We start from the raw sequence: 25642 nt of genomic DNA, 5'->3' as shown, positions 1-25642 counted from the left end.
TTACTTCCATGCATCTATGTCTAACTGCTGATGACGGTTAAATAAACTGGGATAGGTTAAAAATCCCAATAAAATGGCTGTTAGAGAAGCAGCTGACAAAATCATAAATACAATTAATAACTGAAACCTTACTGCTTAACCGGGTCAGCTCCTGCGATGATTTGGCCGGTCATCATACCAGGTAGTTGTACGAGTCCTATTGTTTTTTGTCCTTCAATGGTTGGGATCAGGCTTGAGCGAATCGATTGTTTTAGGATCAAATAGATAGATTGTTTTATACTCCCACCCAGTGATAACACAAGGACTACCTCTTCTTTTCGCATTTCAAGTTCCCCTTTCAGCCGATTTAAGAAAAGGGTTGCAATTACCATAGAGTTCCCGATAATCATTCCGCTTATTGATATGATGTACGGAGCAGTTGCCGGAACAATTCGTAACCCTAATAAAAAAGCTTGTGTAATCGTTTCGACAAATGTTATTGTAAGGAATATTTTCCAAAAAATATTAGGTAACCCTTTACCCCGTTTTGCTGCATTTTGTGCTGCTACAAAAATCATTAATAATAACATAAAAACAATGACAAATGGGTGGCCAAATCCAAAAACCTTTTTAAGTAAATAACCAATAATCAATAATTGAATGGTTGCTCGAATACTTGTTATAATGAGATCTCGTCCAAGCGCTAATTTAAATCCAATTGAGAGGAATAAGGATAAGATTACAAAGCTAAAGCTAAGTAAAAGAGTAAACAAATTCATTTCAAATATCCCTCTTCCTCTCTAAAAAATGTCGAGTACGACTATCTTTTGGCTCAGAAAAAAATTGCTTTGTTGGAGCCGATTCAATGATTGTCCCATCGATAATGAACCACGTTTGCTCCCCCACTCTTTCTGCCTGTGAGAGATCATGTGTAACCCAAAGAATCGTTGTATGTTGTTCTTCGTTGATTCGTAAGATTAGTTCTTCTATTTCGTGAGCTGAAATCGTGTCTAGTGCTGCTGTTACCTCATCAAGTAATAAAATGGCGGGCATGTTGATTAGCGTTCTTGCCAAAGAGAGACGCTGCCTTTGACCTCCTGAGAGTTCCTTTGCCTCTCTGGACAAAAGTTCTTTTGATAGGCCAACATATTCCAAATATTTTTCAGGTTCTTTTAGATTAGTCCCATGCAATCTAACTGGAAGCAACAAGTTTTCAAGAACAGTTCCTTGTAGCATTGGGGCAGCTTGAAACGCAATACCAACTTGTCGTCTCAATTCTTTCACATCCCATTGCTGAACATCCTTCCCATGAACATAGATCCTGCCCTCGTCAGGAGTAATAAGTAAATTGCATAATGATAAAATTGTGCTTTTTCCAGCTCCTGATGGACCGATGATCGTTAAAATTGTTCCATTAGGTACCTTTCCACTTATTCCATTTAAAACAGGAACAAGATCTCCTTGATGTTTAAATGTTTTTTTGATATTTACTAATTCTACTGCTGTTTCTTCAAGATTCGCACCATATTCATGAAACTTCATTTTTGCTTCACTTCTTTACTGATTTCTCTATTACGAAGAATATCTTAATTATTGTTTGCTCTCTCATTCAATGTTCTTTTTACATTCCGAATGTCACGAACATTATTTTTAGCCATTACTACATAACAAATGGAAGATGGTATAAGAAATATCTGCAGTAATGAAAGGGTAATGATATAGCTCATAGGCTCTTTTGAATGAACTGATACCAGACTTAATACAAGACCTACACCAACATTGCCAAGCGTTCTCCCTAAACTGTTGGAAAGGTTAGCAACACTAAAGGCTGTCCCGCGATGCTCTGGAAGATTTACATCTGTTATGAGGGCAAGCCAATTTGGTGTATTGGCTGATTGAGCAGCTGAAGCAAAAAATGATAATACAAAAATCAACAAGATCCAAGGGTTGGTTAAAATTTGCTTTAATAAACTTATTAAAATAAAAAAAGGATTATTATCACTTGGTAATGAAAGGTTCGTCATTGGAATAATAAACATCGCAATATAAAATGGTGCAGTTAAAAAAACAAAAACTGCTGTAAGTAATGCCCTGCCCTTAAAAGTTTTTGTTTGAAGCTTATCACCGAGATGACCAAAGTAGGCCGATGTCATTCCTCCCAATTGAAAAATGGCATACAAGTACCCCGCAGCGATTATCGCTGTTTTGGAACTATAACCCTGCTGCTGGATCTTATAAATATATAAAGTCGGCAGCCAAATAAGACTGCCAGTTGAAATATTCATAAAGAAGGCTTGTAAATAAAGGTACATATTACTACCTTTAAAAAGGATTCCAAAAATGTGTTTTGCTTCAATAATGTAATTATAAGAACTTCCCTCTTTTATAAGCTCCTGTAATTCTGGATCCGATTCACCTCTAGCAGGTTCCTTTACAAAAAGATAGAGGACAATGAGGAAAAATCCAATAAAGCCTACTAAAACAAACGGCGTTCTCCATGTAGATGAAGTTGCAACTAAAGATGCCAAGAGAGAACCAAATATACCTCCCAAGCCTTGTGTCATACCCCACAAGCTTAAAATTAAGCCGCGGTATTGATATGGGATCGAATCAGTTAAAACACTGAATCCAATGGAAGCAATACAGCCTAACCCAATCCCAGTCAGAATTTGAAATAATAATAACTGAAAATAGCTTTGGCTATAAGCGGTTAAAAAAACGGACAAAACCCAGATTAACGTACCTATGATAATAAGTTTTTTTCGTTTGAATTTTCCCGAAAGATATCCCCAATACACTGATGAAATAGCTGTAGTCAAAATATTCAGGGCCGAAACGATCCCCATTTTTGCCACATTAACATCTAAATCTTTAGAAATCGACTGGAATAATGGCGGGAATAAGCCAACAATAATATTATCAAATGCTGCTAATGCGATAAAAACAAATATGGTATAAATTACTTTAAATTTTTTCATTGTCAATAGTAAATTTAACCCCTTCAATTTTAAATTCTTATATAGTATTGCTTATTTTGCTTGTTTCTTGACATTTTCTTGTACTATGTAAATATTAAGAAAACAAATAATTAACATTATCCCGCAACAAGAACATAAAACTTTGTTATAATTATATAATACGCGGTTAAGAAAGGCATGGTTAAATGAGTAAAAATATCCTTATCATCTCAGCTGAAAATACTGGTCATGGACATAAAAGCATAACTGAATCTCTTATTGAGAAAACTGCTGCCGATCATGACGTTCGGATCCATGTTGTAGATGGATTTTCTCTAGGTGGGCCACTTCTGTCTGGCGTTGGAAAATCATATGGACCGATCACCAGAAGTGCCGAAGGTTTATGGAAAATGGTATGGAATTTATCATCACTAAAACCAACATTGGTAAATAACCTTATTGCAGGACTAATTAAAACTACATTTTTAAAATTACTAGACAAAGTTAAACCTGATTTAATTTTATCGGTACATCCTAATTTCAATGGATCCATTCTAAATATTTTAGAAAAACAGCAGATTAAAATTCCCTTTATCACGCTGATAGCTGATCTCGTTAATATCTACCCGCTTTGGGCAGATAACAGAGCGGATTATATCATTAGTCCTACCATTGAAGCCCGTGATAAATGTATTTCCTATGGAATTCCTGACGAAAAGATAAAGGTCCTAGGCTTTCCCGTACGCTCTCGATTTTACAGGAAATCGCAAAATATAAAAAGTAATTTTACCATGAAACAGGAAAAACCTTTAACGTGCCTTGTAATGAGCGGCGGTGAAGGTGTGGGTAATATGAAGAAGATTGCTGAAAATCTATTAGATCATTTTCATTGCACCGTAAAAATAGTAGCAGGTAGAAATGTAAAGCTCAAGACTTCATTAGAACAATCTTTAAAAGGAAGATATGGAGATAAAGTAGAGGTATATGGTTTTACAAAAAATATTCAGGATCTTATGTTTTCATCGGATATTGCATTTACAAGAGGCAGCCCAAATGTAATGTATGAGGCGATCGCTTCCAATACTCCGATTATTATTACTGGTGCTTTGCCAGGGCAGGAAGAGAGTAACCCTGCATTTGCAGAGAAATATCATTTGGGTGTCATATGTAAAGAGCCGCAAGATATAAAAGCAACGATGGACGATTTATTAAAAAATGATGAAAAAAAATTAAATGAAATTATCGAAAGCCAGAAGAAATTTCTTAATTCAAATGCGGCTGAAGAAATCGTTCAATTTATGTTAGAAGTTCAAAATTCTTACCAAGAAAATACAACTGCTATTTCATTGTAAAATTACATTTTTATATGTAAACAAAATTAACTACATAAAACCCGAGACAGCAAGACCCTTTGGATTCTAATCCAAGGGGTCTTTTACCTTACTTTAGGAAATTTCTTAATTCACCGATTGATTCAATGGTAACTACCATTTCATCCCCGGGTTTTAACCAAACCTGTTTTTCTTCAGGAGCTCCCAATATGACCCCATCCGGAAGTACCTGAGAAAATAAGATCACCAGGCTTTAGTGTCATATAATTAGATATATAGCTTATTAAGAAGTCACAACTAAAAATCATGTCACTAGTATTAGCTTTCTGACGAATCTCTCCATTTATGCGGCATTCAATTGAAAGATTGTTTGGGCTAATTTCATCGCTAGTTACGATATATGGGCCAACTGGAGCGAAGCCATCAGGTGTTTTTCCAAGTAACCATTGTCCAGATCTAAATTGCAAATCCCGTGCCGAAACATCATTTCCGACGCTGTAGCCAAATACATAGTTCAATGCATCCTCGACTGAAACATTTTTAGCAGTTTTTCCGATAATAATAACCATTTCTGCTTCATAATCAATATGTTTAGCATCAGTCGGAATTTCGATCGTTTCCAAATGACCAGCTAAAGCACTGTTAAACTTGCTAAACAATACAGGGGATTTCGGAATTTCCATTTTCGACTCTTTTGCATGATCAATATAGTTTAGTCCCACACAAATTATTTTTTCTGGAGTCGTAATTGCCGGTGCATATCTAATGGTATCTTCCGAAAGAATTAAATCGTTTCGTTCATTTTCAACAACACGGTTAACTAAAACCGTTAATTTTTCAACAGCCTTAGGACCTTCTTGAATGATCTCATGAAGCGTATCTGGTAAGGTTATTTCAAATTTCGTTGCTGCCTCTTTTACATCGATTATGCCTTGATCGATTTTAACGCCTAAGTGTAGCTTGTCCCTTTTAAAAAATTGCAGTAATTTCAAAACAATCTCCTCCTTAAAAAATGTTAACATCCTCACTTTTTTAATTATAAATGAATTTTTAATATTAGAATATTTATTAATCTATTTTTCCAAATAAAAAGATCATTTTCGAATTAAAGAAAATGACCCTTTATTATTAACTATTATGACAGAATAGCACGATCGTTAGCCATTTGACTTCCGCGAATTCGCTGAAATTCCTGTAATAAGCTTTCAATTGTTAGCTTTTTCTTCTCTTCTTCATTTACCTCAAAAATGATTTGCCCGCTATCCATCATGATTAAACGATTGCCTAAATCGATTGCCTGCTGCATATTATGGGTAACCATTAATGTTGTTAAATGATATTTATCAACTATTTCTTTCGTTAAGTTGGTAATTAATTCTGCTCTTGACGGATCAAGTGCTGCAGTATGTTCATCCAACAATAACACTGAAGGCTCCGTAAAAGTTGCCATTAACAGAGATAAAGCCTGTCGTTCTCCACCGGATAATAAACCCACTTTAGCACTTAATCGATTTTCAAGTCCAAGATGTAGTGTTTCTAATACTTCACAAAAATAATCCCGCCGTTTTTTTGTTACTCCTTTTCTTAATGTTCTTGATTTATTCCGTGAATAAGCCATTGCAAGATTTTCTTCAATGGTCATGGTGGGAGCCGTTCCGGCCATCGGGTCCTGGAAAACCCTTCCAATCATTTTTGACCTTTTGTACTCTGGAAGAGTCGTTACATTTTTTCCGTCAAGAAAAATTCCCCCAATATCCGGAAACAGAACTCCTGAAATGATATTCATTAAAGTAGATTTTCCTGCTCCATTACTTCCAATAATGGTAACAAAGTCACCTTCTTTAAGTGTCAAATTCACTTGATTAATAGCCACTTTTTCATCAGGTGTACCTTCATTAAAAACCTTATAAATCTGATTTAATTGCAGCATGATTTTCATCCTTTCGCTTGACGGAAGCTTGAAGATTATTCATTTTTTCTGCTTTTCTTCGAGCTTTTATCCGTTTCTCACGGGAACTGTCAATGAGTTTTGGCGCCATAAGGGCAATGAGGACAATAATTGCCGTAATCAGTTTCATATCACCAGGATTCAAAAACTCAACCCTAAGTGCCAATGTTACAACAATCCGATAGACAATCGCACCACCAATTACGGATAAGGTGGTTCTTGTAATTGTTTTTGTTCCAAACAAAGCTTCTCCAATAATAACTGATGCTAATCCGATTACGATCATCCCAATCCCCATGCCAACATCAGAAAATCCACCTTGTTGAGCGATTAACGCACCTGAAAAAGCAACAAATGCATTGGAGATACCAAGGCCTAGAATAACATAGAGATTTGTATTTGCAGACAAGCTGCGGATCATTCTTTTATTATCACCAGTTGCCCTTATTGCAAGACCCAATTCGGTCTTCAGGAACCAATCTGTCAGAAATTTAATTAAAAAAGTTACAATGATCATCGATAGGAGAATTCCCCAAGTTTCAGGCAAACTGTCACCAAGTCCAACCGCTGTAAGAATATGGTTCATAAATGAATCAACGCCAGATTTTTCAGAAATATTTTTTATTTCCGTAAAAATGGTGTCAGAATTTAATAACGGAACATTTGATTTCCCCATTATTCTTAAATTAATGGAATAAAGTGCAATCATCATTAGAATTCCAGAAAGTAAATTATTAATCTTTCCAAATGTATGAATAATTCCTGTTAAACATCCTGCTATAAATCCTGCAAGTAAAGCTGTAAGGGTTGCAATAAAAGGGTTGACCCCTGAAACGATCATAATAGCTGCAACGGATGCTCCGGTTACAAAACTGCCATCCACCGTTAAATCAGGGAAATCTAAGATACGGAAAGATAAATATACTCCGATTGCCATGATCGCATAAATAATACCAGCCTCAAATGATCCAAATATAGCTGTAAACAATTAGATCATCCTTTCATTTGACTAAGGCTAAAACCTTAACCATTCTTTAAATATGTAGGCGCCCGTTATGGTAAACCTTTTTGTGTTCTTTTATTTTTTGTTATATCCTTTTTACCTAAAAATGAGGAGGTGCCCCAAAAGAGGCCTCCCCCTAAAAAGCTAGAAAATTAGTTTACTATTAATTTCCTTCATAAAACTCGCCAAGTTTGGACCAGTTTGGATCTACTTTTAAGCCTTGTGCTTGGGCTGCTTTCTTATTAATAACGAGTTTTAATGTCTTGGGAAGTTCTACTGGAATTTCAGAAGGCTTTTTCTTTCCTGTTAAAATATCAGCTGCCATTACTCCAGATTGATAGCCGATATCATAGTAATTAAAGCCACTAGCTGCCACAGCACCTTTTTTCATGGAATCTAGCTCTCCAACGAAAAGTGGGATCTTTTTATCGTTAGCGACAGTAATAACCGATTCAAGTGCGGAAACAACCGTGTTATCTGTCGGAATATAAATCGCATCCACGCGGCCAACAAGAGACTCAGCAGCTTGTTTTACTTCTGCTGAAGTTGAAACAGAAACTTCTACTACCTTAACATTCTTTTTATCTGTTAGTTGTTTAACTGCATTTACTTGGACTACAGAGTTTTGTTCGCCAGAGTTATAAACTACACCGATTCTCTTTGCTTTTACTTCATCTGTTATAAAATCAATCGTCTTTTTCGTTGCATCAGGATGGTTATCTGTTGTACCGGTTACATTCCCACCCGGTTGTTCAAATGATTTAACTAACTTTGCACCAATTGGATCAGTAACTGATGTAAACACAATTGGAATTGTTTTTGTCGCATTTAAGGCACTAACCGCACTTGGAGTAGCATTTGCAAAAATCAGGTCAACCTTATTTCCTACAAAGTTTTTTGCAATGGTTTGAGTATTGTTCATGTCTGCTTGAGCATTTTGTTCATCAAATTTTGCGTTGATGCCTTTGTCCTTTAATGCTTGTTTAAAGCCTTTTGTTGCTGCATCGAGTGAAGGATGGACGGCAAATTGGGTAATTCCAATGTTATACTGCTTTGCCCCGTCTGATTTTTTTGTGGTACCTGCAGTGTCTTTACTTCCGCAGCCGGCAAGTAACAGTGCTCCCATCGCTACAACGGAAAAAATTCGGCCAAACTTTTTCATAAATACTAAATCCCCCTCTAATAATGTATTAACCCCTAGCCACAAAGTTTTTTAAAAACATGTTTATCTCTTGAATGCGTATTCCTTTACAGTTATTATTATACTTTATCACTGTTACGAACACATGCTTTAAAGATAAAAAGGAGTCAAAAAATTTAATATATTTAAAAATTATTCTAGTATTCTTTTACTACAAAAGTCAATATTATGTTAAAATTTTTTGAAAATAATTTTTAAAATAAAAAAGCTTCCTATAAAAAATTATAGAAAGCTTCAGCAAAAATCTTGATATCTTTTGTTTTTTTATATATTATATTTTTACCAATTTCGGGTAATTTCCAAAATTTTATCAATTTCTATTTTTTTAACCTGTAAATCGGTTTTGTCAGCTTTTAGTTCAGTTGTCGACTCTAACAATCGATCGATATCAATTTTCATCATCTTCAACCTCCAAAAATTTATTTTTTATCTTGCTCTAATAAATTATTCGAAGGAAGTATTGAAAGTGTGAGGGTACTTATCTTCATAATAAAAACCAAAAACCGAAAAATGACGGTTTTTGGTTTTTGGTTTTTTAAAATTATATAAATGTTTTATCGATTGCCCGTTTAACATCTGGTTCAATTTCTTTTGAATATCTTTTGGTCACATTTATATCCTTATGCCCAGCCAATTTTGATACAGTGTGTAAGTCCACACCATTATTAATCAGCTTCTGACAAAAGGTATGACGTAGTTTATGAGGATGAACATTATATTTTTTCAAGATATACTGTACTGCCCTAGGTGTTAATCTTTTGTTAATATTTGACACAAATAATGCAGGATTTTCATTATTTTGTGAGTCAATATACCTTTCAAGATATTTATGTAACTCTTCAGATAAAGGAATTTCTCTGCCTTCATTTGAGTTTACCTGTTTTACAATTAAGTAAGCGTTATCTGAGTCCAATATTACATCATCTTTATTAAGATCACATAGTTCTGAAACTCTAATACCAGTGTGTAACAAAGTGAAAATCATCGTAATATTTCGCAAGTTTCCATCCGCTAACACTTCTTCAATTAATTTCTTCTGTTCAGCAGGATTTAGAGATTCTGGAACTTCATTGACTTTTTCTTTTAATTTTCTTTCAATATTTAGGATTATTTTGGGATTATTTAAAAACTTGGATAAAACACTAATAGCTGCAAAATGTTTTTCAACGGTTCCTGGACTTTTATTTTCCTTTTCGAGATTATGGATATATGCCTGTACATCTTCAGATTGAATGTCCTGCAAATTCAAGCCATTTTTAAACAAAAAATCATAAAAACAATTGATTACACCTATATAGGTATTTAATGTCCCATCTGATTTTCCTTGGATTTTTAACCAAGAAGCAAAAGACTTTACCAGTTCATCTGTTTCCTTTCTGTCCACAAATAACCCTCCCGTTCCAAAATATTTATTCAATTATATCAGAATATTTCGTAGAAGTAAAATTCCGTTTTTAATTTCAGCAAAAATTCAAAAAAAAATAACCGCCTGAAATGGGGAAAAATAGCAAAAATCCCTCACAATAAGTGAGGGATTTTTGCTATGCAACTTTTATTGCCTTGCCAAATGGGACTCGTGGTAAAAAAGCATCGGGTACTAACCAAAATACTTCATAATTGACTTTATCCATTTCTTCAGGAATGAAGCCAGTGACATCTGTAATATAAAAAAGTGTATCAATGTTCTCTTGTTCTGCCCACTCAAGTACCAATGTATAGGATGATTTCCCATGTGTAAAATACTTTATGGTATCACTTTTTACGGGCGAAATATCTCTTATTTTAAAGTCAGCTTGAATCAAGATCGTATCAGGTTTAAGCTGTTCAAAAAGCTTTACTATATTGTTAATCAATATACTTGGAACTTTATTTGTAGAAGTGTCTACTGCTAAAGCCACTTTTTTATCATGTCGTTCCTGAATCATGGAAAGAACCCTTTTATGCCATTTCAACAAAATCCCCCCTTAAAAATTAACACCCATATTATTTTGTTTTATTTAGAAAAGAACTATAATAGGATATTTTCGGTAATTTAAAGATAAAGGTTTCCAATATGGTTGGATACAGAATGGGGCCGTTGCTTTTGATTATCATCACATTTGGTTTTTTGCTATATTTCTACAATAATTCCTAGTCTTCTACATTTTATTTAAAAGTTCATATAATTGTAATATTCCAACAATTCAATCATTTTGTCTTCTGGTATAATTATGTTAAGGGAAGTGAGGTGACATATGAGACCTAAGAAAATTTTTAAGGAACTCATGATAGATAATAAAAAGGAAATCGAAATGGATATAAAAGCCTTAGAAAAAATTGAAACAAGGATTGATGATAAATACTCCAAAAAATTAATCTCATCGTCAAAAAACTAAAACTCTGATAAATTAAGATTACTTTGCAATTAAAATTTTATATTTGTGGAAATCATTGAAAGGAGACTTTAGCTCTCCTTTTTTATTTTTGTAGATATATTCATTAATCTTTTCCTTTTTCTTGTATTTGTTCGCGTATCTTTTCTAATTCTTCTATTGATAAGCCACTCAATGATTTTTTTATATCCTCTTCAACTCTTTTACGATCTTTTTCCCGATATTCATCCCACCACTTTCGGAGACCTTTTGTGGTTTCCAGCAAATATTCAATGTCTATTTCGACTATTTCATCGTCGGAAATGTATCTCATTACCGCTCCAAGCATTCTATTTAAGCAGGTAACCTCATCTTCACCGTCTTCATTACTTTCAGAAAGAACAATTGTATCCCTTTCCTCTTCATTAGCTTTTCCTGTTCGACGTGGCATACTTTCCTCCTTTTATGGAATAAATAAGTTAAACAAAGAGTCATTTATTTGATACTTTTTATTTTGACACGTACTCCATAAATTCATCCAAAGGAAAAAAGAAATTTAAAACCAAGCTACTGAATTAGTGCTTGGTTCAAGCATGTTTATTCTGTTACCTCTTTTATTAGTGTTTCTTTGGTTGGAATTAAAAAACTAAATATAATCGTAAGTATGCTTAACAAAAGTGCAAATAGAAAAACATTTTTCATACCAATCATTATGGATACTGCGTGATTAATTAAAACACCCATAACTGTGACACCTACTGAGGTTCCAATGTTTCTTAAAAACATTTGTAATGATGTTGATATTCCTTTAATTTCCGATTCAGCTAGCTCCTGAGAAGCAATTGTTCCTACTGCAAACAGAAGTCCAAACGAAAAACCTTGAACAAGTAATAGCGCAAATAAACCTAAATACGATAAAACACCAATGTACAAATATAACAAAAAGCCGGATATAGTGGTTACAAAGCTTCCAATTATAAAAAGGTTTTTATATCCAAAATTAATAATCCATTTCCCTGCTGGAATACTGCCAAACATCCAGCCTACTGCGATACTTAAAAGAATGAGTCCGCTTTTATAAATACTCATATGGCTTCCCTGCTGCAGATACAATGGAATAAAATTTGATGTACCAAAAAATGATCCACTATAGAAAAGCATAAATAGATTTACAACAAGAATACCTTTATTTTTAAATAAAGAAACAGGCAAAAATGGCTCCGCCACTTTTCGTTCAACAAAAATAAAGAGAATCAATCCAATAATTCCAAGCAATAAATACCACAGACCATTACTCACATTTGTGGATAATAAGAGGAGTGTGGTTGAAATTCCAAAAATGAAAAAACCCTTATAATCGATCAATGTTTTTCTGAAACTTAGCTTTTCCTTATATGGAATTAAACAAAGAACTGTGGCAGCACCAATTGGAATATTAATAAAGAAAATCCATCTCCAGGTTAATGTTTGGACAAAAAAGGAACCAAGAACTGGTCCAACGATGGAGGATATCGCCCATATGCTACTGAATACTGCCTGAATTTTCCCGCGTTTTTCAATGGTAAATAAATCTCCAACAATAACTAAAGATAGGGTAAGCATACCGCCTGCGCCCAAACCCTGCACACCTCTGCAGATAACAAGTAAGACCATTGAGTTCGCTATTCCCGCTAAAATGGAGCCAATCGTAAATAATCCTACAGCAGCCATTAAAAGTTTTTTTCGGCCATACATATCAGAAAGTTTCCCATAAAGTGGTACAGTGATGGTGCTTGCTAGCATATATACAACAAAGATCCAGGCAAACAACTGCATTCCTCCAAGTTGTCTGGCTATCGTTGGACTTGCCGTTTGCATGATATTAGAATCAAGTGCTGAAATAAGGGTTGTAATAACAAGTCCCCAAAAAACGTAACGATTTTTTTCCATATTTCCTCCTAAAATTCCCTGATGTTTACCCAAAATAATATTTTACCATTTTTTTCAATAGAAAAAGCAGTGAATTCTAACACTGCTTTACAAATGTAGATGCAAAAATGTTTAAACTACTTCCTTTACCTTAAAACTAGTAAATTTATTTTTCTGGATATAAATTAGCCTAATTGACATACAAATTCCAGCAGCAAGAAGGCCAATCGTTAATCCAAACCAATACCCTGTTGCACCCTGATTCATGAAATTCGCCATAAAATAGCCCGCAGGTAAACAAATAATCCAATATGCGATAAGTGTCATGATGAAGGCAAGATTAACATCCCTGTAGCCCCTAAGCGCAGATTGTACTGTAACCTGTATGGCATCAGAAATATGAAAAAACAGAGCGTATATAAGAAAATTGCTTGTTAAGCGGATTACAGCCTGCTCATTGGAATAAAAGCCTGCTACTTCATTTCGGAATAAGACAACTAAAACTCCAAAAATAATAGCAATTAGAACAGCAAGTGAAGCCCCAAGCCAGCTATAAATTTTAGCATCTTGGTATCTTTTGGCCCCCACTTCAAATCCAACTAGAACTGTCAGTGCCATCCCCATACTAAATGGGATCATATAAATAAAAGAGATAAAGTTTAATGCAGCTTGGTAGGCTGCTATCGTTGTAACAGCATAAGTTGAAATTAAAATTGTGACAACTGCAAACATACTTGTTTCAAAAAAAGTCGAGAGCCCCATTGGCACGCCAATTTTTAAAATTTCGGCAAAGTACTTAAATGAAAATTGTTTAAAAGTGGAAACGGATGTATATTCAGAAAATGGTTTAAATGCTTTAATTACATATAAAGTTAGTCCCACCATCACCCATTCGGTTACGGAACTAGCATAGCCAGCCCCAGCCCCCCCTAGTTCAGGAAATCCCCATTTTCCAAAGATCAGAACATAATTAAAAAACAAGTTAATTGGCAATGAAATAAGCAAAATTACCATTACTACACGGGTTTTTCCTAATCCATAAATAAATGATCGTAAGACATTAAATAAAAATAATGGAAAAATGCCAAAGGATAAACCGACCAAATAGTCAAATGCTATTCGCTGAACGGATGAGCTTAAATTCATTTTATTAAGTATTGGATTAAGTAAAAAAAAGCCCAGAATCAGCACGATTAATGAAATCATAATTGCTAGGTAGATGCCATGGATTAATACATTTGATAATTCCTTCATTTTCTTTTCCCCAAATCGTTGTGCCACAATCGGGGAAACTGCAAGCAAAATTCCGCTTAATCCCGTAAAAATCGGATTCCAAATGGAAGAACCAATTGCAACTCCCGCCAAATCGGCTGAATTGTATTTGCCAGACATAACGGTATTGAAGAATACCATTGAAAACATACCCAGTTGTGTTATTAAGATGGGGATTAACATAATAAAAATTAATTTTATCTTTTGTTTTATCGTAAAGGTCTGATACATTAATGAACTCCTTAGAAAAATAAAATATCACAAAATAATATTATATTCTAATAAGGAATAAAATACTTCCTTTTTTTCTAAAATTACTTTTTTTCGTTAGGGCCTGAGCTTTTAAACTGATGCGAAAAAGGATGACCGAAATTATTCGTCCATCCTTTTTAAAATTTAATATTAATTTGATAAAGTTTAAGCTTTTTTTACCATTTTCAATTGGACAGTTTGCTTAAAGATTCCAAACGGTTTTCCTACCGGCAAGAATACCTTCCCAAAGTGGGGGTTTAAAACCGCAGCAGCAGCACCATAAAAACTTAGTAATGCAATCAGTAATTCTGCAATGGCTGCTATTTGATGAGTAGTTTCTGGAGCTACACCGAAAGTGGTTAACGCAAGACCGACAAATAAAACGTCAATTAATACAAAAATACTGAACAGAACTTTGTGTGTTTCCATTGCGCCAATTGTCATAAAGATACTGAAAATGAGGTATCCGACAAACGCAACACCCAATTGTTTCGGATCTACAGTTGAAGCCAATGCTTTACCAAAAACACCTAATTGAATTAACCAAGATACTCCAACGCCAAGCCAGAATAATCCATATGCTCCAAAGGCAGTAGCCCCAAATACATTATTATGTTTAGAATCTTGTATGCTGGCATACAATTGAGCGATTCCACCAAGGAATAAAGCCCAAGGTATGACAAATGATAACCCAGTGGTAATTCCTAGTTTTTGTGTTGATGCAACAAGGGTAACCATAGCTAGTCCAAATAATCCGATTGCCGAAGGGTCTGCTACTACAATTTTTACTGATTTGTTTTCATTTTCCATTTTATTCCTCCTAATAAATATAATAAAAAGTTCTAGTAGACTTAAATATTATGTATTTTCCAAGGCATGTCATTTCACAAAATGAAATATTGACAGCCGCTGATGTTTTTTGGTTTCATTATTTATGACAAGGGTCTCTGTTTTTTCGCAAATCACCTCCGAATGCGCCAAAAGAGAAAGCGGTTTCTTTTTTGAATAACAAATAATGTCTATTTTTTTATCAGTTCGATATTTTCCGCTATTCCCTTTATTTTGATTTTTCAAACTATTCAATAAAATTATAACTTTTTGAGAGAAAATGTCAATCTTTTTTATAAAATCAAAAAAACCTAGCTAAGATTAGACAAAGCTAAATTTTCACTATACCTATAGTGATAAAAAGTGAAGTTTTTTTACAGAAAGCTCCCTTTTTTTTCGTCATTTTTGTCTTGCTTTTTTTGCAGTGCAACGCCAGAAAGAAATGTTAAAAAAACAAGCGTTCCAAGCTTAACTGTTTGCTGGACATGCGAGTCTCTTAAAGGGTCGAGACAAACTAGATCCATTGCCCTAACAAGCGGATGTTTTCCTGCTTCTAAAACCCCATCAAGTAGTTCTTCGGTTGTCATTCCACCTGGGGTTGAAGCGGGAACTCCTGGAGCATAGGCAATATCCAATACGTCCATATCAACCGTTAAATATATTACATCTACTTTCGAAGATAGTTCTTTCAAACAACGGCGGACCGTTTTTTTCATACCATCTTTTCTCATTTGCCTCAGTGTAAAATAATTTACACCATTTTCATCAGCAAAAATTTTTAAATTTTTCGAATTAAAAAAACCATGTAATCCGACATTATACATGTTCTCACCATTTACGATACCGCTTTCTATGAGGTTTCGCATTGGTGTTCCATTTGAGGGTCCATTTTCGGACAAATCTCGCAAATCAAAATGAGTATCAAATTGGAGAATACCAACCTTTTTCAATGGATTTACTTGATTCATTCCTTTTACCATCATTGCGGTTATGGAATGATCACCGCCAATTGCAGTTATAATTGAAGTTTGAAAGTGGCTGTGAAGGGCCTTCGATGCGTAAATAATATTATTATGGCATTTGCTGATATCCGTAACATGCATGGGAACATCTCCTGCATCAAATGCCATCATGGTAGATAAATCAATATTATCTTCTAGATTGTAGGTGGTAAAATATCTCCATGACCGTCTAAATGCCTCTGGAAATTCTGATGCTCCAGACGAGCTAATAGAGGATCTTGAGAGTGGAACTCCTACAATAATGATCTCAGCTTTTTTACACTCAATTGGATCGATTTTATTTGTAATTGGCTTTATCCATTCATGAATTCTCTCTATCTTATTTTGCGTATCGCTCCAGGTAAAACTTGGAGGATGAATTTTAGGATAAAGAAAACTTGTCACTCAATCTTCCCCCCCTTTACAACTATCTGCCCGTTTTTAATGACTGTATCGGTATGGTTGATTCCATAAAAGTATTGCAGTTTCATAAAATTTGACACATTAAAGATCGTAATGTCTGCCTTTTTTCCTACCTCAATGCTGCCAATTTCATTTCCTCTGCCAATCGCATGTGCGGCGTTAATAGTTGCCGCAGGTATTACTTCTGCGGGTGTCATCCCCATTTTTAAACATCCTAAATTCATTATAAAAGGCAAAGAAGCAGTTGGAGACGATCCTGGATTAAAATCCGTAGCTAAAGCCACAGGCACCCCCTTATCAATCAGCTTTCTCGCATTTGCAAACTCGGCCATCAAAAAATAAGCTGTGCCAGGAAGCAGGACACCCACCACACCCCTTTTAGCCATCAGGTAACTTCCTATTTCACTAGTTTTTAATAAATGATCCGCAGATATCGCCCCGACCTCTGCTGCCAATTCCGCTCCTCCATAAGGTTCTATTTCATCCGCATGAATTTTTGGTCTTAAACCAAACTCCTTTCCTGTATCCAAAATTCGTTTATCCTGTTTTGGAGTAAACACTCCTTTTTCGCAAAATACATCATTAAATTCTGCCAGCCCTAGCTCTGCAACCTTTGGAATCATTTCTTTTATGACAAGCTCAACATATTGTTCGGGATTTACTTTATACTTTTTAGGGACTGCATGTGCTCCCATAAAAGTTGATACTATATCCACAACATGTTGTTGGTTCAGAGATTTCACAACTTCAAGCTGTTTTCGTTCTGTTTCCCATTCCATTCCATACCCGCTTTTTGCCTCAATAGTTGTCACTCCATGAAGGAGAAATTGATTTAATCGCTCATATCCTTCATTGAAAAGCTCTTCTTGCGAAGCAGATTTCGTTTGTCTTGCTGTAGTATGGATGCCTCCACCCATTTCCATAATCTCCATATATGTTTTCCCTTGGAGTCTCATATTAAATTCTTGTTCTCTGCTTCCAGCAAATATAAGATGTGTATGAGGGTCAACTAATCCAGGGGTAACTAGTTTCCCACTCGCATCAATGACCAATGCTTCTTTTAGCCGTTCGGAATATTGGTTAGAAAGTGCATTATCTTTTCCAACTGCTATGATTCTTCCATTTTCGATCAGGACACTGCCATTTTCAATAATTCCCAGATTGGACATTGCTTCTTTAATCAGCGGAGTATTCGAACTATTCTTTATTGTGATAAGTTGTGAGGCATTTTTAATGAAAATGGGTCTCATAAGGTTTTCCACCTTCTTTAATCTTTTTTGAGCATAGGCATGTTGATGCCATTGTTCACAGCGGTTTCAATCGCTTTTTCATAACCAGCATCTGCATGCCGTACAATTCCCATGCCTGGGTCAGTCGTTAAAACTCTTTTTAGACGTACTTCTGCTTCCTTTGTACCATCAGCAACGATCACCATCCCTGCATGAAGGGAATATCCCATTCCTACACCGCCTCCATGGTGATAGGATACCCAGCTGGCTCCGCCAACTGCATTGATCAGAGCGTTCAAAATCGGCCAATCAGCTACTGCATCACTTCCATCTTTCATGGCCTCTGTTTCTCGGTTCGGGCTCGCAACCGAACCTGAATCAAGATGGTCACGACCAATGACAATCGGGGCTGAAATTTCCCCCGAAGCTACCATATCATTGATGATTTTTCCTAAGCGAGCCCGAGCACCATAGCCTAACCAACAAATCCGAGCTGGAAGACCTTGAAAACTTATTTTTTCTTGCGCCATCTTAATCCAATTACAAAGGTGCCTATCTTCTTTGAATTCGTTTAAGATCACATCATCAATTATTCTAATATCCTCAGTATCACCTGATAAAGCAGCCCAGCGGAATGGGCCCTTTCCTTCACAAAATAAAGGACGGATAAATGCTGGAACAAATCCAGGGAATGAAAATGCGTTTTCTACTCCTTGATCTTTTGCCATTTGACGAATGTTATTTCCATAATCAAAAGTGACAGCACCATGTTGTTGCATCAATAACATGGCTTTCACATGGACAACCATACTTTGTTTGGAAAGTTTGATGTAATTTGCTGGATTTTCCTTTCTTAATTTAGTGGCTTCACTTAACGTAAAATTAGCTGGAATATAACCATTAAGAGGATCATGGGCTGACGTTTGATCTGTTAAAATATCAGGGGTAAAACCTTTTTCCAGCAGCATAGGGAGAATTTCCGCAGCATTTCCTATTAAACCGATTGACAGCCCTTTTCCAGCTGTTTTTGCCACCAATGCCATGTCAAGTGCTTTATCCAAGTTAGTTGTTTTTACATCTAGATAGGCAGTTTCAATTCGCCGATCTACCCTACTTTCATCCATTTCGATGACCAGGCATACCCCCTCATTCATCGTAATCGCTAATGGCTGGGCCCCTCCCATTCCGCCAAGGCCTGCAGTTAAAGTAATCGTATGTTTTAAAGTTCCCTTGAATTTTTGACGGGCCACTTCTGCAAAGGTCTCATATGTGCCTTGAACAATGCCTTGGCTGCCAATATAAATCCAGCTTCCTGCCGTCATTTGTCCGTACATGATCAAGCCCTTTTGATCTAATTCATGAAAATGCTCCCAATTGGCCCATGCTGGGACCAAATTGGAATTCGCAAGTAAAACCCTTGGGGCATCCTTGTGAGTCTTAAACACTGCCACTGGTTTACCAGATTGAATTAATAAAGTTTCATCATTTTCCAATTGAAGCAAAGTTTTAACAATTCGATCATATGCTTCCCAATTGCGGGCAGCCTTTCCAATTCCGCCATATACGATAAGTTCTTCCGGGTTTTCAGCGACATCTTTGTTAAGATTATTCATGAGCATGCGAAGTGCTGCTTCTTGAATCCAGCCTTTAGCATTCAGCTTTGTACCCGTGTATGGTGTGATCAATCTGGGCTTATTTGAAGTCATTCTTCCTCACCCCTTTTTTTGTTTAATAAAATATATGTTGGGAATATCTAAAAAAATTTTATGAGTGTAATAAAATTCATAATCTCATAGTTGTCAGTGACTTTAGTTAAGTTTTCTTAGTGTGATACAAATCACCACACGATCCATTGAACACTTTTACAATAATCGTAAGAGGTGACATTATGGAGAAAAATTGGTCTGTTTCACTTGAACACGAGGAATACGAAAATGATTTAGAATTAGTCGTAAAAGATGCTATTGATGCCGTGGAACAAACTTCAAAAGGGTTTTATGTAAATGTTGTTACGCCCGAAACTTTGGGAGATCCAGATGATTATTTAACAGAGGCATTAAATTTATTTTTCGGAGATCAAATTGAAGCCAAGTTTATTGACCAATGTGGCTGTGGAGGATATGTGCTGCGAGTATGGAAAAAAAACTAGAGGATTTATTCGTCTTAGAAGCTTTTAAAAATCGGCAAGTAATTTTAAATTATTATAGTGACATTGATTTTTTAGTAAAAAGGGATGGCTTTTCCTTTCAATCACTTAAACTTACGGATGGGTCGCTCCTTTTTACTAAAAAAGATGATACTTGCTGCAAGATAACAATTGGGAATTATCCGGATGTCTATATAGACAACCAATTTCCAAATTTTTATGTTTTACGAAATAATACTGACCGTTTAGAAATATATTTTCCATAACATTAAAACCTAGCTCAGCCCAAAAGCCAAGCTAGGTTTTTTTATGTTATTGTTTAATTGCAAATTTCGCTTTTGCCTCAATTCTGCGGCGGTGCAGGATTGGTTCAGTATAACCGTTTGGTTGATCGTATCCTTTAAATACAAGGTCACACGCTGCCTGGAAAGCGACGGAATCATTATAGTTTGGAGCCATTGGACGATAATTATCGTCTCCATCATTTTGTTGATCAACGACAATAGCCATGCGTTTTAATGTTTCCAATACTTGTTCCTCGGTACAGATTCCGTGATGGAGCCAGTTCGCAATATGTTGACTGGAAATCCTTAATGTTGCACGGTCCTCCATGAGACCAATATTATTGATATCCGGAACTTTTGAACATCCTATTCCTTGCTCTACCCAACGAACAACATAGCCAAGTATTCCTTGAGAGTTGTTATCAAGCTCTGCTTGAATTTCTTTCTGACTCCAATTTGAATTTTTCGCAGTTGGTATTTGTAAAATGTTATCACGTAAATCAGTAATGTCGTTATAAAGAGCGTTTTGAACTTCTACTACATTTACTTGATGATAATGCAAGGCATGAATGGTTGCACCAGTTGGTGATGGAACCCAAGCAGTATTTGCTCCAGCTTTTGGATGACCGATTTTTTGTTCCAGCATAGCAGCCATTAAGTCAGGCATTGCCCACATGCCCTTTCCAATTTGGGCACGTCCCTGGAAGCCTGTTTCCAGCCCTCTATACACATTTGATTTTTCATAGCCTTGCAGCCATGCTGTTGATTTCATATCATTTTTACGAATCATTGGACCTGCTTCCATTGAGGTATGCATTTCATCCCCTGTACGATCAAGGAAACCTGTATTGATAAAGACAATCCGATCTTTAACTTCTTTAATACATGCTTTAAGGTTTAAGGATGTGCGGCGTTCTTCGTCCATAACCCCAATTTTAATCGTGTGACGTTTTAAACCAAGAAGATCCTCTGTCCGATCGAATAGTTCATTTGCATACGCCACCTCTTTGGAACCGTGCATTTTTGGTTTTACAATATAAATTGAACCTTTGGAGCCATTTTGATATTTTCCATTGCCAAGTAAAGAATGTTTTGCCATTAAGCTGGTAAATACGGCATCAAGTATTCCTTCAAATACTTCATTGCCCTCATGGTCTAAGACTGCACTATTAGTCATTAAATGCCCGACATTCCGTACAAACATTAATGAACGACCAGGAAGGGTAAACTCTTCTCCACTTGGAGAAAGATAACGACGGTCAGGATTCATTGTACGTGTTACCGTTTTATTTTTTTTTGCAAAAGATGCAAAAAGGTCACCTTTGTTCAAACCAAGCCAATTACGATAGACAAGAACTTTATCCTCTGCATCAACTGCTGCAACTGAATCTTCACAGTCCATAATCGTGGTTAATGCTGCTTCTAACAGAATATCTTTAACTCCTGCATCGTCCATTTTTCCAATCATGTTGTTGCGGTCAATTTGTATTTCAAAATGGAGACCATTATTTTTTAGTAAGATGGCAGATGGAGCTTGTAAATCACCCTGATATCCTGCAAACTTTTCCTGGTGCAGGAGACCAGTCTCTTTTCCATTATTAAGTGTAACAGCTAATTCACTATTTATAACACGATATTGTACAGCGTCCTTGTGGGATCCTTCCTTTAGCGGAGCAGCTTGATCCAAAAAGTCTTTTGCAAAAGAGATAACCTTTTCTCCACGAATAGGGTTGTAGCCACCTTTCTTCCCAGCTCCATTTTCCTCACTTATAACATCAAAGCCGTACAAGGCATCATAAAGGCTTCCCCAGCGGGCATTTGCTGCATTTAAAGCATAACGGTCATTATTTACTGGTACAACTAATTGAGGACCAGCTTGAATGGTAATTTCGTCATCTGCATTTTCGGTTGTAATTTTAAAATCTTCTGCCTCAGGTTCTAAATAACCAATTTCCTTTAGAAATTCTTTATACTTACTAAAATCAAACTCTTTATTTTCAAGATGCCATGTATTAATTTTGTGTTGAAATTCATCCCGTTTAGCAAGCAACGCTTTATTTTTAGGAGTTAAATCCTTGATGATCGCCGCCAAACCATTCCAAAATCTTTTCTGTTCAACGTTACTCCCTGGAAGAGCCTCGGAGTTAATGAACTCAAAAAGTTCGTTCGCTACTTGTAGATTGCCTACTTTAGTATAATTCGTCATTCTGATTTCCTCCTTCATTTTTATTTGTAAGATTTCCGTTTTAAACTGTTGCTTATTACGCAACGCTGTTTACGAAATGTTTCGAAAAAATAATACCAAACCTATATGGTATTATTTTAGAATTTTCCAATACAGTTATAAGCATATTCCTGTACTAAAAAATTATGAACATTCGGTTATACTCTTTTTTCACGGTTCTTACAAAGATATATAAAACTTACATTCTATTGTAAAACGATTTCATCTTAATTACTAGATTAAGTGTAAAAAAATACTAAACTTTTTTAAGGCGTTTTTTAATCAAACTTTTTTTATGAACAATATTGAATTTCAGTCTTACAACAGCCCATTTTTTGTTGCATAAGATGCTAACTGTACACGATTGTCCACATCTAGTTTTCCAAGTAAATTTTTAATATGATTTTTCACTGTATTTTCAGCAATAAATAATTGTTGCCCAATTTGTTTATTTGTCAGCCCTTTTGCAACAAGAAGAAGGATTTCTTTTTCTCTGGCAGTTAATGAGTGGGGAGTTGGCGAGTGCTCAACATCAGCTTCTCTAAATTGATAGAGCAGCTTTCCAGCCATATCTCTTGCTGCATAGCTTGACCCATCTGCAACGGAACAAAGATATTGAAGCCAGTCATCTGGGTCCATATTTTTTAAAAGATAGCCTTGAGCACCATATTGGATAGCTGTAAATAAATCGGCAACATCATCTGAAACACTCTTTAATAAGTGGGTTTCTCTCCTTAATTATTTTCGTTGCTCCCAGGCCGTTTAAGATCGGCATTTCAATATCCATTAAAACAATATCAGGCAGCAGAATATCACATAGTTCAATCGCTTCTTTTCCATTTGCCGCTTCTCCAATTATTGTAAAAAGCGTTTCATCTTCTAAAATTTCTCTTATGGCCATCCTTGAATGAGGATGATCGTCGGTGATAAGAACTCGAAATGGAGTGATCATCTTCTTTTCGCTCCTTTCACAACAATTCTTGTTCCAAGCCTTTCGCCTGAGATAATATCGAGAAAAGCATTAAGCTTAATCACTCTTTCTTCTAGCATTTCTAAACCATACTGATGAGAATGTACTTGATTAATAGAAAAACCATCCCCATCATCCTCAATGGTTAATACCCAGTTTTCACCTTCAGATTTCAATGAGATGCAAACATTACTGGCATTTGCATGTTTTCTGATATTTGTAAATGCCTCTTGAATGATTCCAAATAATTGGACCTCCTCAGTTGAACTGAAAAATCCATCCTCTATTCGAATATCAATCCTGCTTTCAACTCCTGTTACGGCATTCCATTGATCAATCCAATTATTTATTCGTCCTAAAAATCCTCCATCTTCCTCAGGTTTTAACCTTAAATTAAAAATAGCTTGGCGTAAATTTGTATCAATTGAATTAACCACTGAACCTGCCTCTTGCATTTTATTTTTTTTCAAATCTACCTTTAATAAAAATAAAGATTGCGCAATACTATCATTTAATTCCTTTGCCATCCGCTCTCTTTCTTCATAAATTGCTCTTAATTCACGTTCAGAACTGATCCTTTGGTTTTTCAATTCGATCGTTTTAAACATCCAATTTGCATAAAGGAAAGAAATAACAAGTGTTAGAATCGTAATAATAAAATTTCCTGTCTCCATCGATATATAACGATAGAGAATTGTATGACGAATAAATTCGAAGCCGCCAATCAATATTGTTGGGACGATGATTGTCAGTAATTTTAATGTACAAAATGTCATGGTCATAAACCCTTTCATACTATACTTTCTATTTCTGTTATAGCACAAAGGTTTTAAATATTCAGTTATTTATACAGCTAAATTTCAGTCCTTACTTTTTTTTCTATAAAATTGTAACAATTTGTCCATAAATAGTTTTTCATTTTGAAAATCATTTTCCAGGACAGAAATTTGCTTTCCTTTTTCCATGAAAATGACCTGATCTGCTACTTCTGCTGCTACATCCATCATATGGGTAGAAAAGAGGATTGTTGTCCCGCTATTTTTAATTTTTAATACTAGTTTTATAAAAACATCAATCCAATAAGGGTCCAGGCCATTAGTTGGCTCATCCAGAATTAAAACAGGTGGATTTCCAATCCAAGCTTGTCCAAATAATAGCCGCTGCCTCATACCTTTTGAGAGATGTTTTAGCATTTCATCTTTTTTCTCCTCTAAGCCAAGGACCTGAATTACTTCCTTTACGGGCCTGAGGCCAATCTTCCGAAATTTCGCATAAAAAGTTAAAAACTCAGTAACGGTCATTGTCTCTTGGGCGAAAAATTCATCAGGCATATACCCTATTCGGGAAACATATGCTTTTCGATTCTGGAGAAGGTCGACTTTGTCTACTATAACTTTTCCTTCACTAGGATGGGAGATACCTGCGACAATTTGAAGCAGAGTACTTTTTCCAGCTCCATTTCCCCCGCATAAGGCAATGCATTCTCCCTCATTAGCAATTAATGAAAAATCAAATAGGGCTACCTTCTTGGTAAACTTTTTTGAAACAGCTATAATCTCAATACGTGAAGTCTTTTTTGCCTTCTCCTCCACAAAAAAAAGTTTGAAAAAGCCATAAAGAAGAATAGATATGCCAAAAGGTAGCCTATCAAAACAAGCCATCCAGCTTTTAAACTAATTTGCAAATCGAAGGAATGGCTCAGACGGGCTATTTTTCCTTTGAATTGTGAATTTTTTGAATATGGGTGTTTTTTTCATTATTTTCACATAATAATTTGTCTTTGTTTCTTGTAATAACTTTGTTATTCGGTACATCAGTAAGAAAAAGCATTTTTTTACCTTTTTTAATAAGGAAATACTTAAAAATGTTGTGTACTGTTTCAGATGTTAAAATATTATCGTTATCGATAATTATTAATTTGTTATGGTCAATGATAAATTTAATGCTGGTGTACAACAGTGGATCGTGAAAGTAATAGGTCTTATTGGGAGTCCAGGTGACAGGAATGTACAGGGATGAGAAATCAATATCTTGTGGAGGTGAGGAATCCGAAAATCTTATAGCATCAAAAAAGCTGGGCTTACCATTAAAAATTATTTTATTTTTACCCAATCTTTTTCCAAAAATAATAACAGAATTCTCTGCATTAAATATCAGATGAAAATATCCTTTCATCAAATTTCCCCCTATTTCTATATATTTCTATTCAATATTCGACAAAATCTTTATAAATCCTTTTTATTTTGTATGCGCTTTCATATTTTTGTTTAATATTTATTAATTTTTGCAAATTAGTGTAAAGAGCCATTTGTAAGATTTATTTTCAATTTTTTTC

General features: G+C 35.3%; 24 protein-coding genes and 2 pseudogenes. 4 read left to right on the top strand and 22 right to left on the bottom strand.

What is annotated here, in order from left to right; genetic code table 11:
* From fetB to RCG17_RS26690, 3 genes and pseudogenes are all read right to left on the bottom strand, one after another.
* Positions 1-758 (bottom strand): annotated as a pseudogene (gene fetB, locus RCG17_RS26700) (iron export ABC transporter permease subunit FetB).
* Between the two features lies 1 nt (position 759).
* Positions 760-1521 (bottom strand): ABC transporter ATP-binding protein, encoded by a 762-nt coding sequence (locus RCG17_RS26695; protein WP_308173028.1) that lies wholly within the window; start codon positions 1519-1521, stop codon positions 760-762.
* Positions 1522-1565: 44 nt separating this feature from the next.
* The gene (locus RCG17_RS26690) at positions 1566-2957 is read right to left on the bottom strand and encodes an MFS transporter (protein WP_308175970.1); all 1392 of its coding nucleotides are present in this window, start codon (positions 2955-2957) and stop codon (positions 1566-1568) included.
* A 185-nt stretch (positions 2958-3142) separates the two neighbouring features.
* Between RCG17_RS26690 and RCG17_RS26685 the strand changes: the two genes are divergently transcribed.
* Positions 3143-4288 carry an MGDG synthase family glycosyltransferase gene (locus tag RCG17_RS26685; protein WP_308173027.1) on the top strand — a complete coding sequence of 382 codons (1146 nt, stop codon included), beginning with the start codon at positions 3143-3145 and terminating at the stop codon, positions 4286-4288.
* Between the two features lie 173 nt (positions 4289-4461).
* On the opposite strand, the gene RCG17_RS26680 is transcribed toward RCG17_RS26685, so the two are convergent.
* The 7 genes from RCG17_RS26680 to RCG17_RS26650 all read right to left on the bottom strand — a co-directional run bounded on the left by RCG17_RS26680 (position 4462) and on the right by RCG17_RS26650 (position 10344).
* Positions 4462-5259, bottom strand: coding sequence for a fumarylacetoacetate hydrolase family protein (locus RCG17_RS26680; RefSeq protein WP_308173026.1), 798 nt, complete (start codon positions 5257-5259; stop codon positions 4462-4464).
* A 143-nt stretch (positions 5260-5402) separates the two neighbouring features.
* On the bottom strand, positions 5403-6197 hold the full coding sequence (locus RCG17_RS26675) for an ABC transporter ATP-binding protein (RefSeq protein WP_308173025.1): 795 nt from the start codon (positions 6195-6197) through the stop codon (positions 5403-5405).
* Positions 6172-7203: an ABC transporter permease gene (locus tag RCG17_RS26670; RefSeq protein WP_308173024.1), complete on the bottom strand. Its 1032-nt coding sequence runs from the start codon at positions 7201-7203 to the stop codon at positions 6172-6174. The genes RCG17_RS26675 and RCG17_RS26670 overlap by 26 nt, the downstream gene beginning before the upstream one ends.
* A 178-nt stretch (positions 7204-7381) precedes the next feature.
* A complete protein-coding gene (locus tag RCG17_RS26665) occupies positions 7382-8380 on the bottom strand; it encodes an ABC transporter substrate-binding protein (RefSeq protein ID WP_308173023.1) in 999 nt (332 codons plus the stop codon).
* Between the two features lie 318 nt (positions 8381-8698).
* Complete coding sequence (locus tag RCG17_RS26660; protein ID WP_308173022.1) at positions 8699-8821, bottom strand: hypothetical protein; 123 nt, start codon at positions 8819-8821, stop codon at positions 8699-8701.
* Between the two features lie 139 nt (positions 8822-8960).
* Positions 8961-9803 carry a tyrosine-type recombinase/integrase gene (locus tag RCG17_RS26655; protein WP_308173021.1) on the bottom strand — a complete coding sequence of 281 codons (843 nt, stop codon included), beginning with the start codon at positions 9801-9803 and terminating at the stop codon, positions 8961-8963.
* A gap of 157 nt (positions 9804-9960) precedes the next feature.
* Positions 9961-10344 (bottom strand): vWA domain-containing protein, encoded by a 384-nt coding sequence (locus tag RCG17_RS26650; protein ID WP_374120987.1) that lies wholly within the window; start codon positions 10342-10344, stop codon positions 9961-9963.
* 309 nt (positions 10345-10653) lie between these two features.
* Between RCG17_RS26650 and RCG17_RS26645 the strand changes: the two genes are divergently transcribed.
* Positions 10654-10794, top strand: a complete 141-nt coding sequence (locus RCG17_RS26645; RefSeq protein ID WP_308173019.1) for an FbpB family small basic protein — start codon at positions 10654-10656, stop codon at positions 10792-10794.
* Between the two features lie 103 nt (positions 10795-10897).
* Here the strand turns inward: RCG17_RS26645 and RCG17_RS26640 are convergent, their stop codons facing one another.
* The 7 genes from RCG17_RS26640 to hutU form a co-directional block, all read right to left on the bottom strand.
* Positions 10898-11221: a hypothetical protein gene (locus tag RCG17_RS26640; protein WP_308173018.1), complete on the bottom strand. Its 324-nt coding sequence runs from the start codon at positions 11219-11221 to the stop codon at positions 10898-10900.
* 146 nt (positions 11222-11367) lie between these two features.
* Positions 11368-12699, bottom strand: coding sequence for an MDR family MFS transporter (locus RCG17_RS26635; RefSeq protein WP_308173017.1), 1332 nt, complete (start codon positions 12697-12699; stop codon positions 11368-11370).
* Between the two features lie 111 nt (positions 12700-12810).
* Entirely contained in the window at positions 12811-14181 is a 1371-nt protein-coding gene (locus RCG17_RS26630; protein WP_308173016.1) for an MATE family efflux transporter, read from the bottom strand.
* 186 nt (positions 14182-14367) lie between these two features.
* Positions 14368-15012, bottom strand: coding sequence for an acetate uptake transporter (locus RCG17_RS26625; RefSeq protein ID WP_308173015.1), 645 nt, complete (start codon positions 15010-15012; stop codon positions 14368-14370).
* A gap of 392 nt (positions 15013-15404) precedes the next feature.
* Complete coding sequence (locus tag RCG17_RS26620; RefSeq protein ID WP_308173014.1) at positions 15405-16436, bottom strand: agmatinase family protein; 1032 nt, start codon at positions 16434-16436, stop codon at positions 15405-15407.
* Positions 16433-17704: an imidazolonepropionase gene (gene hutI / locus RCG17_RS26615; protein ID WP_308173013.1), complete on the bottom strand. Its 1272-nt coding sequence runs from the start codon at positions 17702-17704 to the stop codon at positions 16433-16435. Before hutI ends, RCG17_RS26620 begins: the two co-directional genes overlap by 4 nt.
* A gap of 17 nt (positions 17705-17721) precedes the next feature.
* Positions 17722-19389 carry a urocanate hydratase gene (gene hutU, locus RCG17_RS26610; RefSeq protein ID WP_308173012.1) on the bottom strand — a complete coding sequence of 556 codons (1668 nt, stop codon included), beginning with the start codon at positions 19387-19389 and terminating at the stop codon, positions 17722-17724.
* A 182-nt stretch (positions 19390-19571) separates the two neighbouring features.
* Here hutU and RCG17_RS26605 point away from each other — a divergent pair, with 182 nt between their 5' ends.
* Together RCG17_RS26605 and RCG17_RS26600 are read left to right on the top strand one after the other, a co-directional pair.
* Positions 19572-19832 carry a CGCGG family putative rSAM-modified RiPP protein gene (locus RCG17_RS26605; protein ID WP_308173011.1) on the top strand — a complete coding sequence of 87 codons (261 nt, stop codon included), beginning with the start codon at positions 19572-19574 and terminating at the stop codon, positions 19830-19832.
* Entirely contained in the window at positions 19817-20095 is a 279-nt protein-coding gene (locus RCG17_RS26600; RefSeq protein WP_308173010.1) for a hypothetical protein, read from the top strand. Before RCG17_RS26605 ends, RCG17_RS26600 begins: the two co-directional genes overlap by 16 nt.
* A 46-nt stretch (positions 20096-20141) precedes the next feature.
* Here RCG17_RS26600 and RCG17_RS26595 read toward each other — a convergent pair whose 3' ends face one another.
* The 5 genes and pseudogenes from RCG17_RS26595 to RCG17_RS26575 all read right to left on the bottom strand — a co-directional run bounded on the left by RCG17_RS26595 (position 20142) and on the right by RCG17_RS26575 (position 25482).
* Entirely contained in the window at positions 20142-22319 is a 2178-nt protein-coding gene (locus RCG17_RS26595) for a malate synthase G (protein ID WP_308173009.1), read from the bottom strand.
* A 336-nt stretch (positions 22320-22655) separates the two neighbouring features.
* A pseudogene (locus RCG17_RS26590) lies at positions 22656-23289 on the bottom strand (LuxR C-terminal-related transcriptional regulator).
* Positions 23286-24101, bottom strand: coding sequence for a sensor histidine kinase (locus RCG17_RS26585; RefSeq protein ID WP_308173008.1), 816 nt, complete (start codon positions 24099-24101; stop codon positions 23286-23288). The pseudogene RCG17_RS26590 and the gene RCG17_RS26585 overlap by 4 nt, the downstream one beginning before the upstream one ends.
* 66 nt (positions 24102-24167) lie before the next feature.
* Positions 24168-24968 (bottom strand): ABC transporter ATP-binding protein, encoded by an 801-nt coding sequence (locus RCG17_RS26580; protein WP_308173007.1) that lies wholly within the window; start codon positions 24966-24968, stop codon positions 24168-24170.
* A gap of 46 nt (positions 24969-25014) precedes the next feature.
* The gene (locus RCG17_RS26575) at positions 25015-25482 is read right to left on the bottom strand and encodes a hypothetical protein (protein WP_308173006.1); all 468 of its coding nucleotides are present in this window, start codon (positions 25480-25482) and stop codon (positions 25015-25017) included.
* Between the last annotated feature and the right edge of the window lie 160 nt (positions 25483-25642).

This window comes from Neobacillus sp. PS3-12 (genome assembly GCF_030915385.1).
Classification (GTDB): Bacteria; Bacillota; Bacilli; order Bacillales; family Cytobacillaceae; genus JAEVLT01.
Note: the sequence above shows the minus strand (reverse complement) of the source record. Positions and strands in the feature narration are given on the sequence as shown.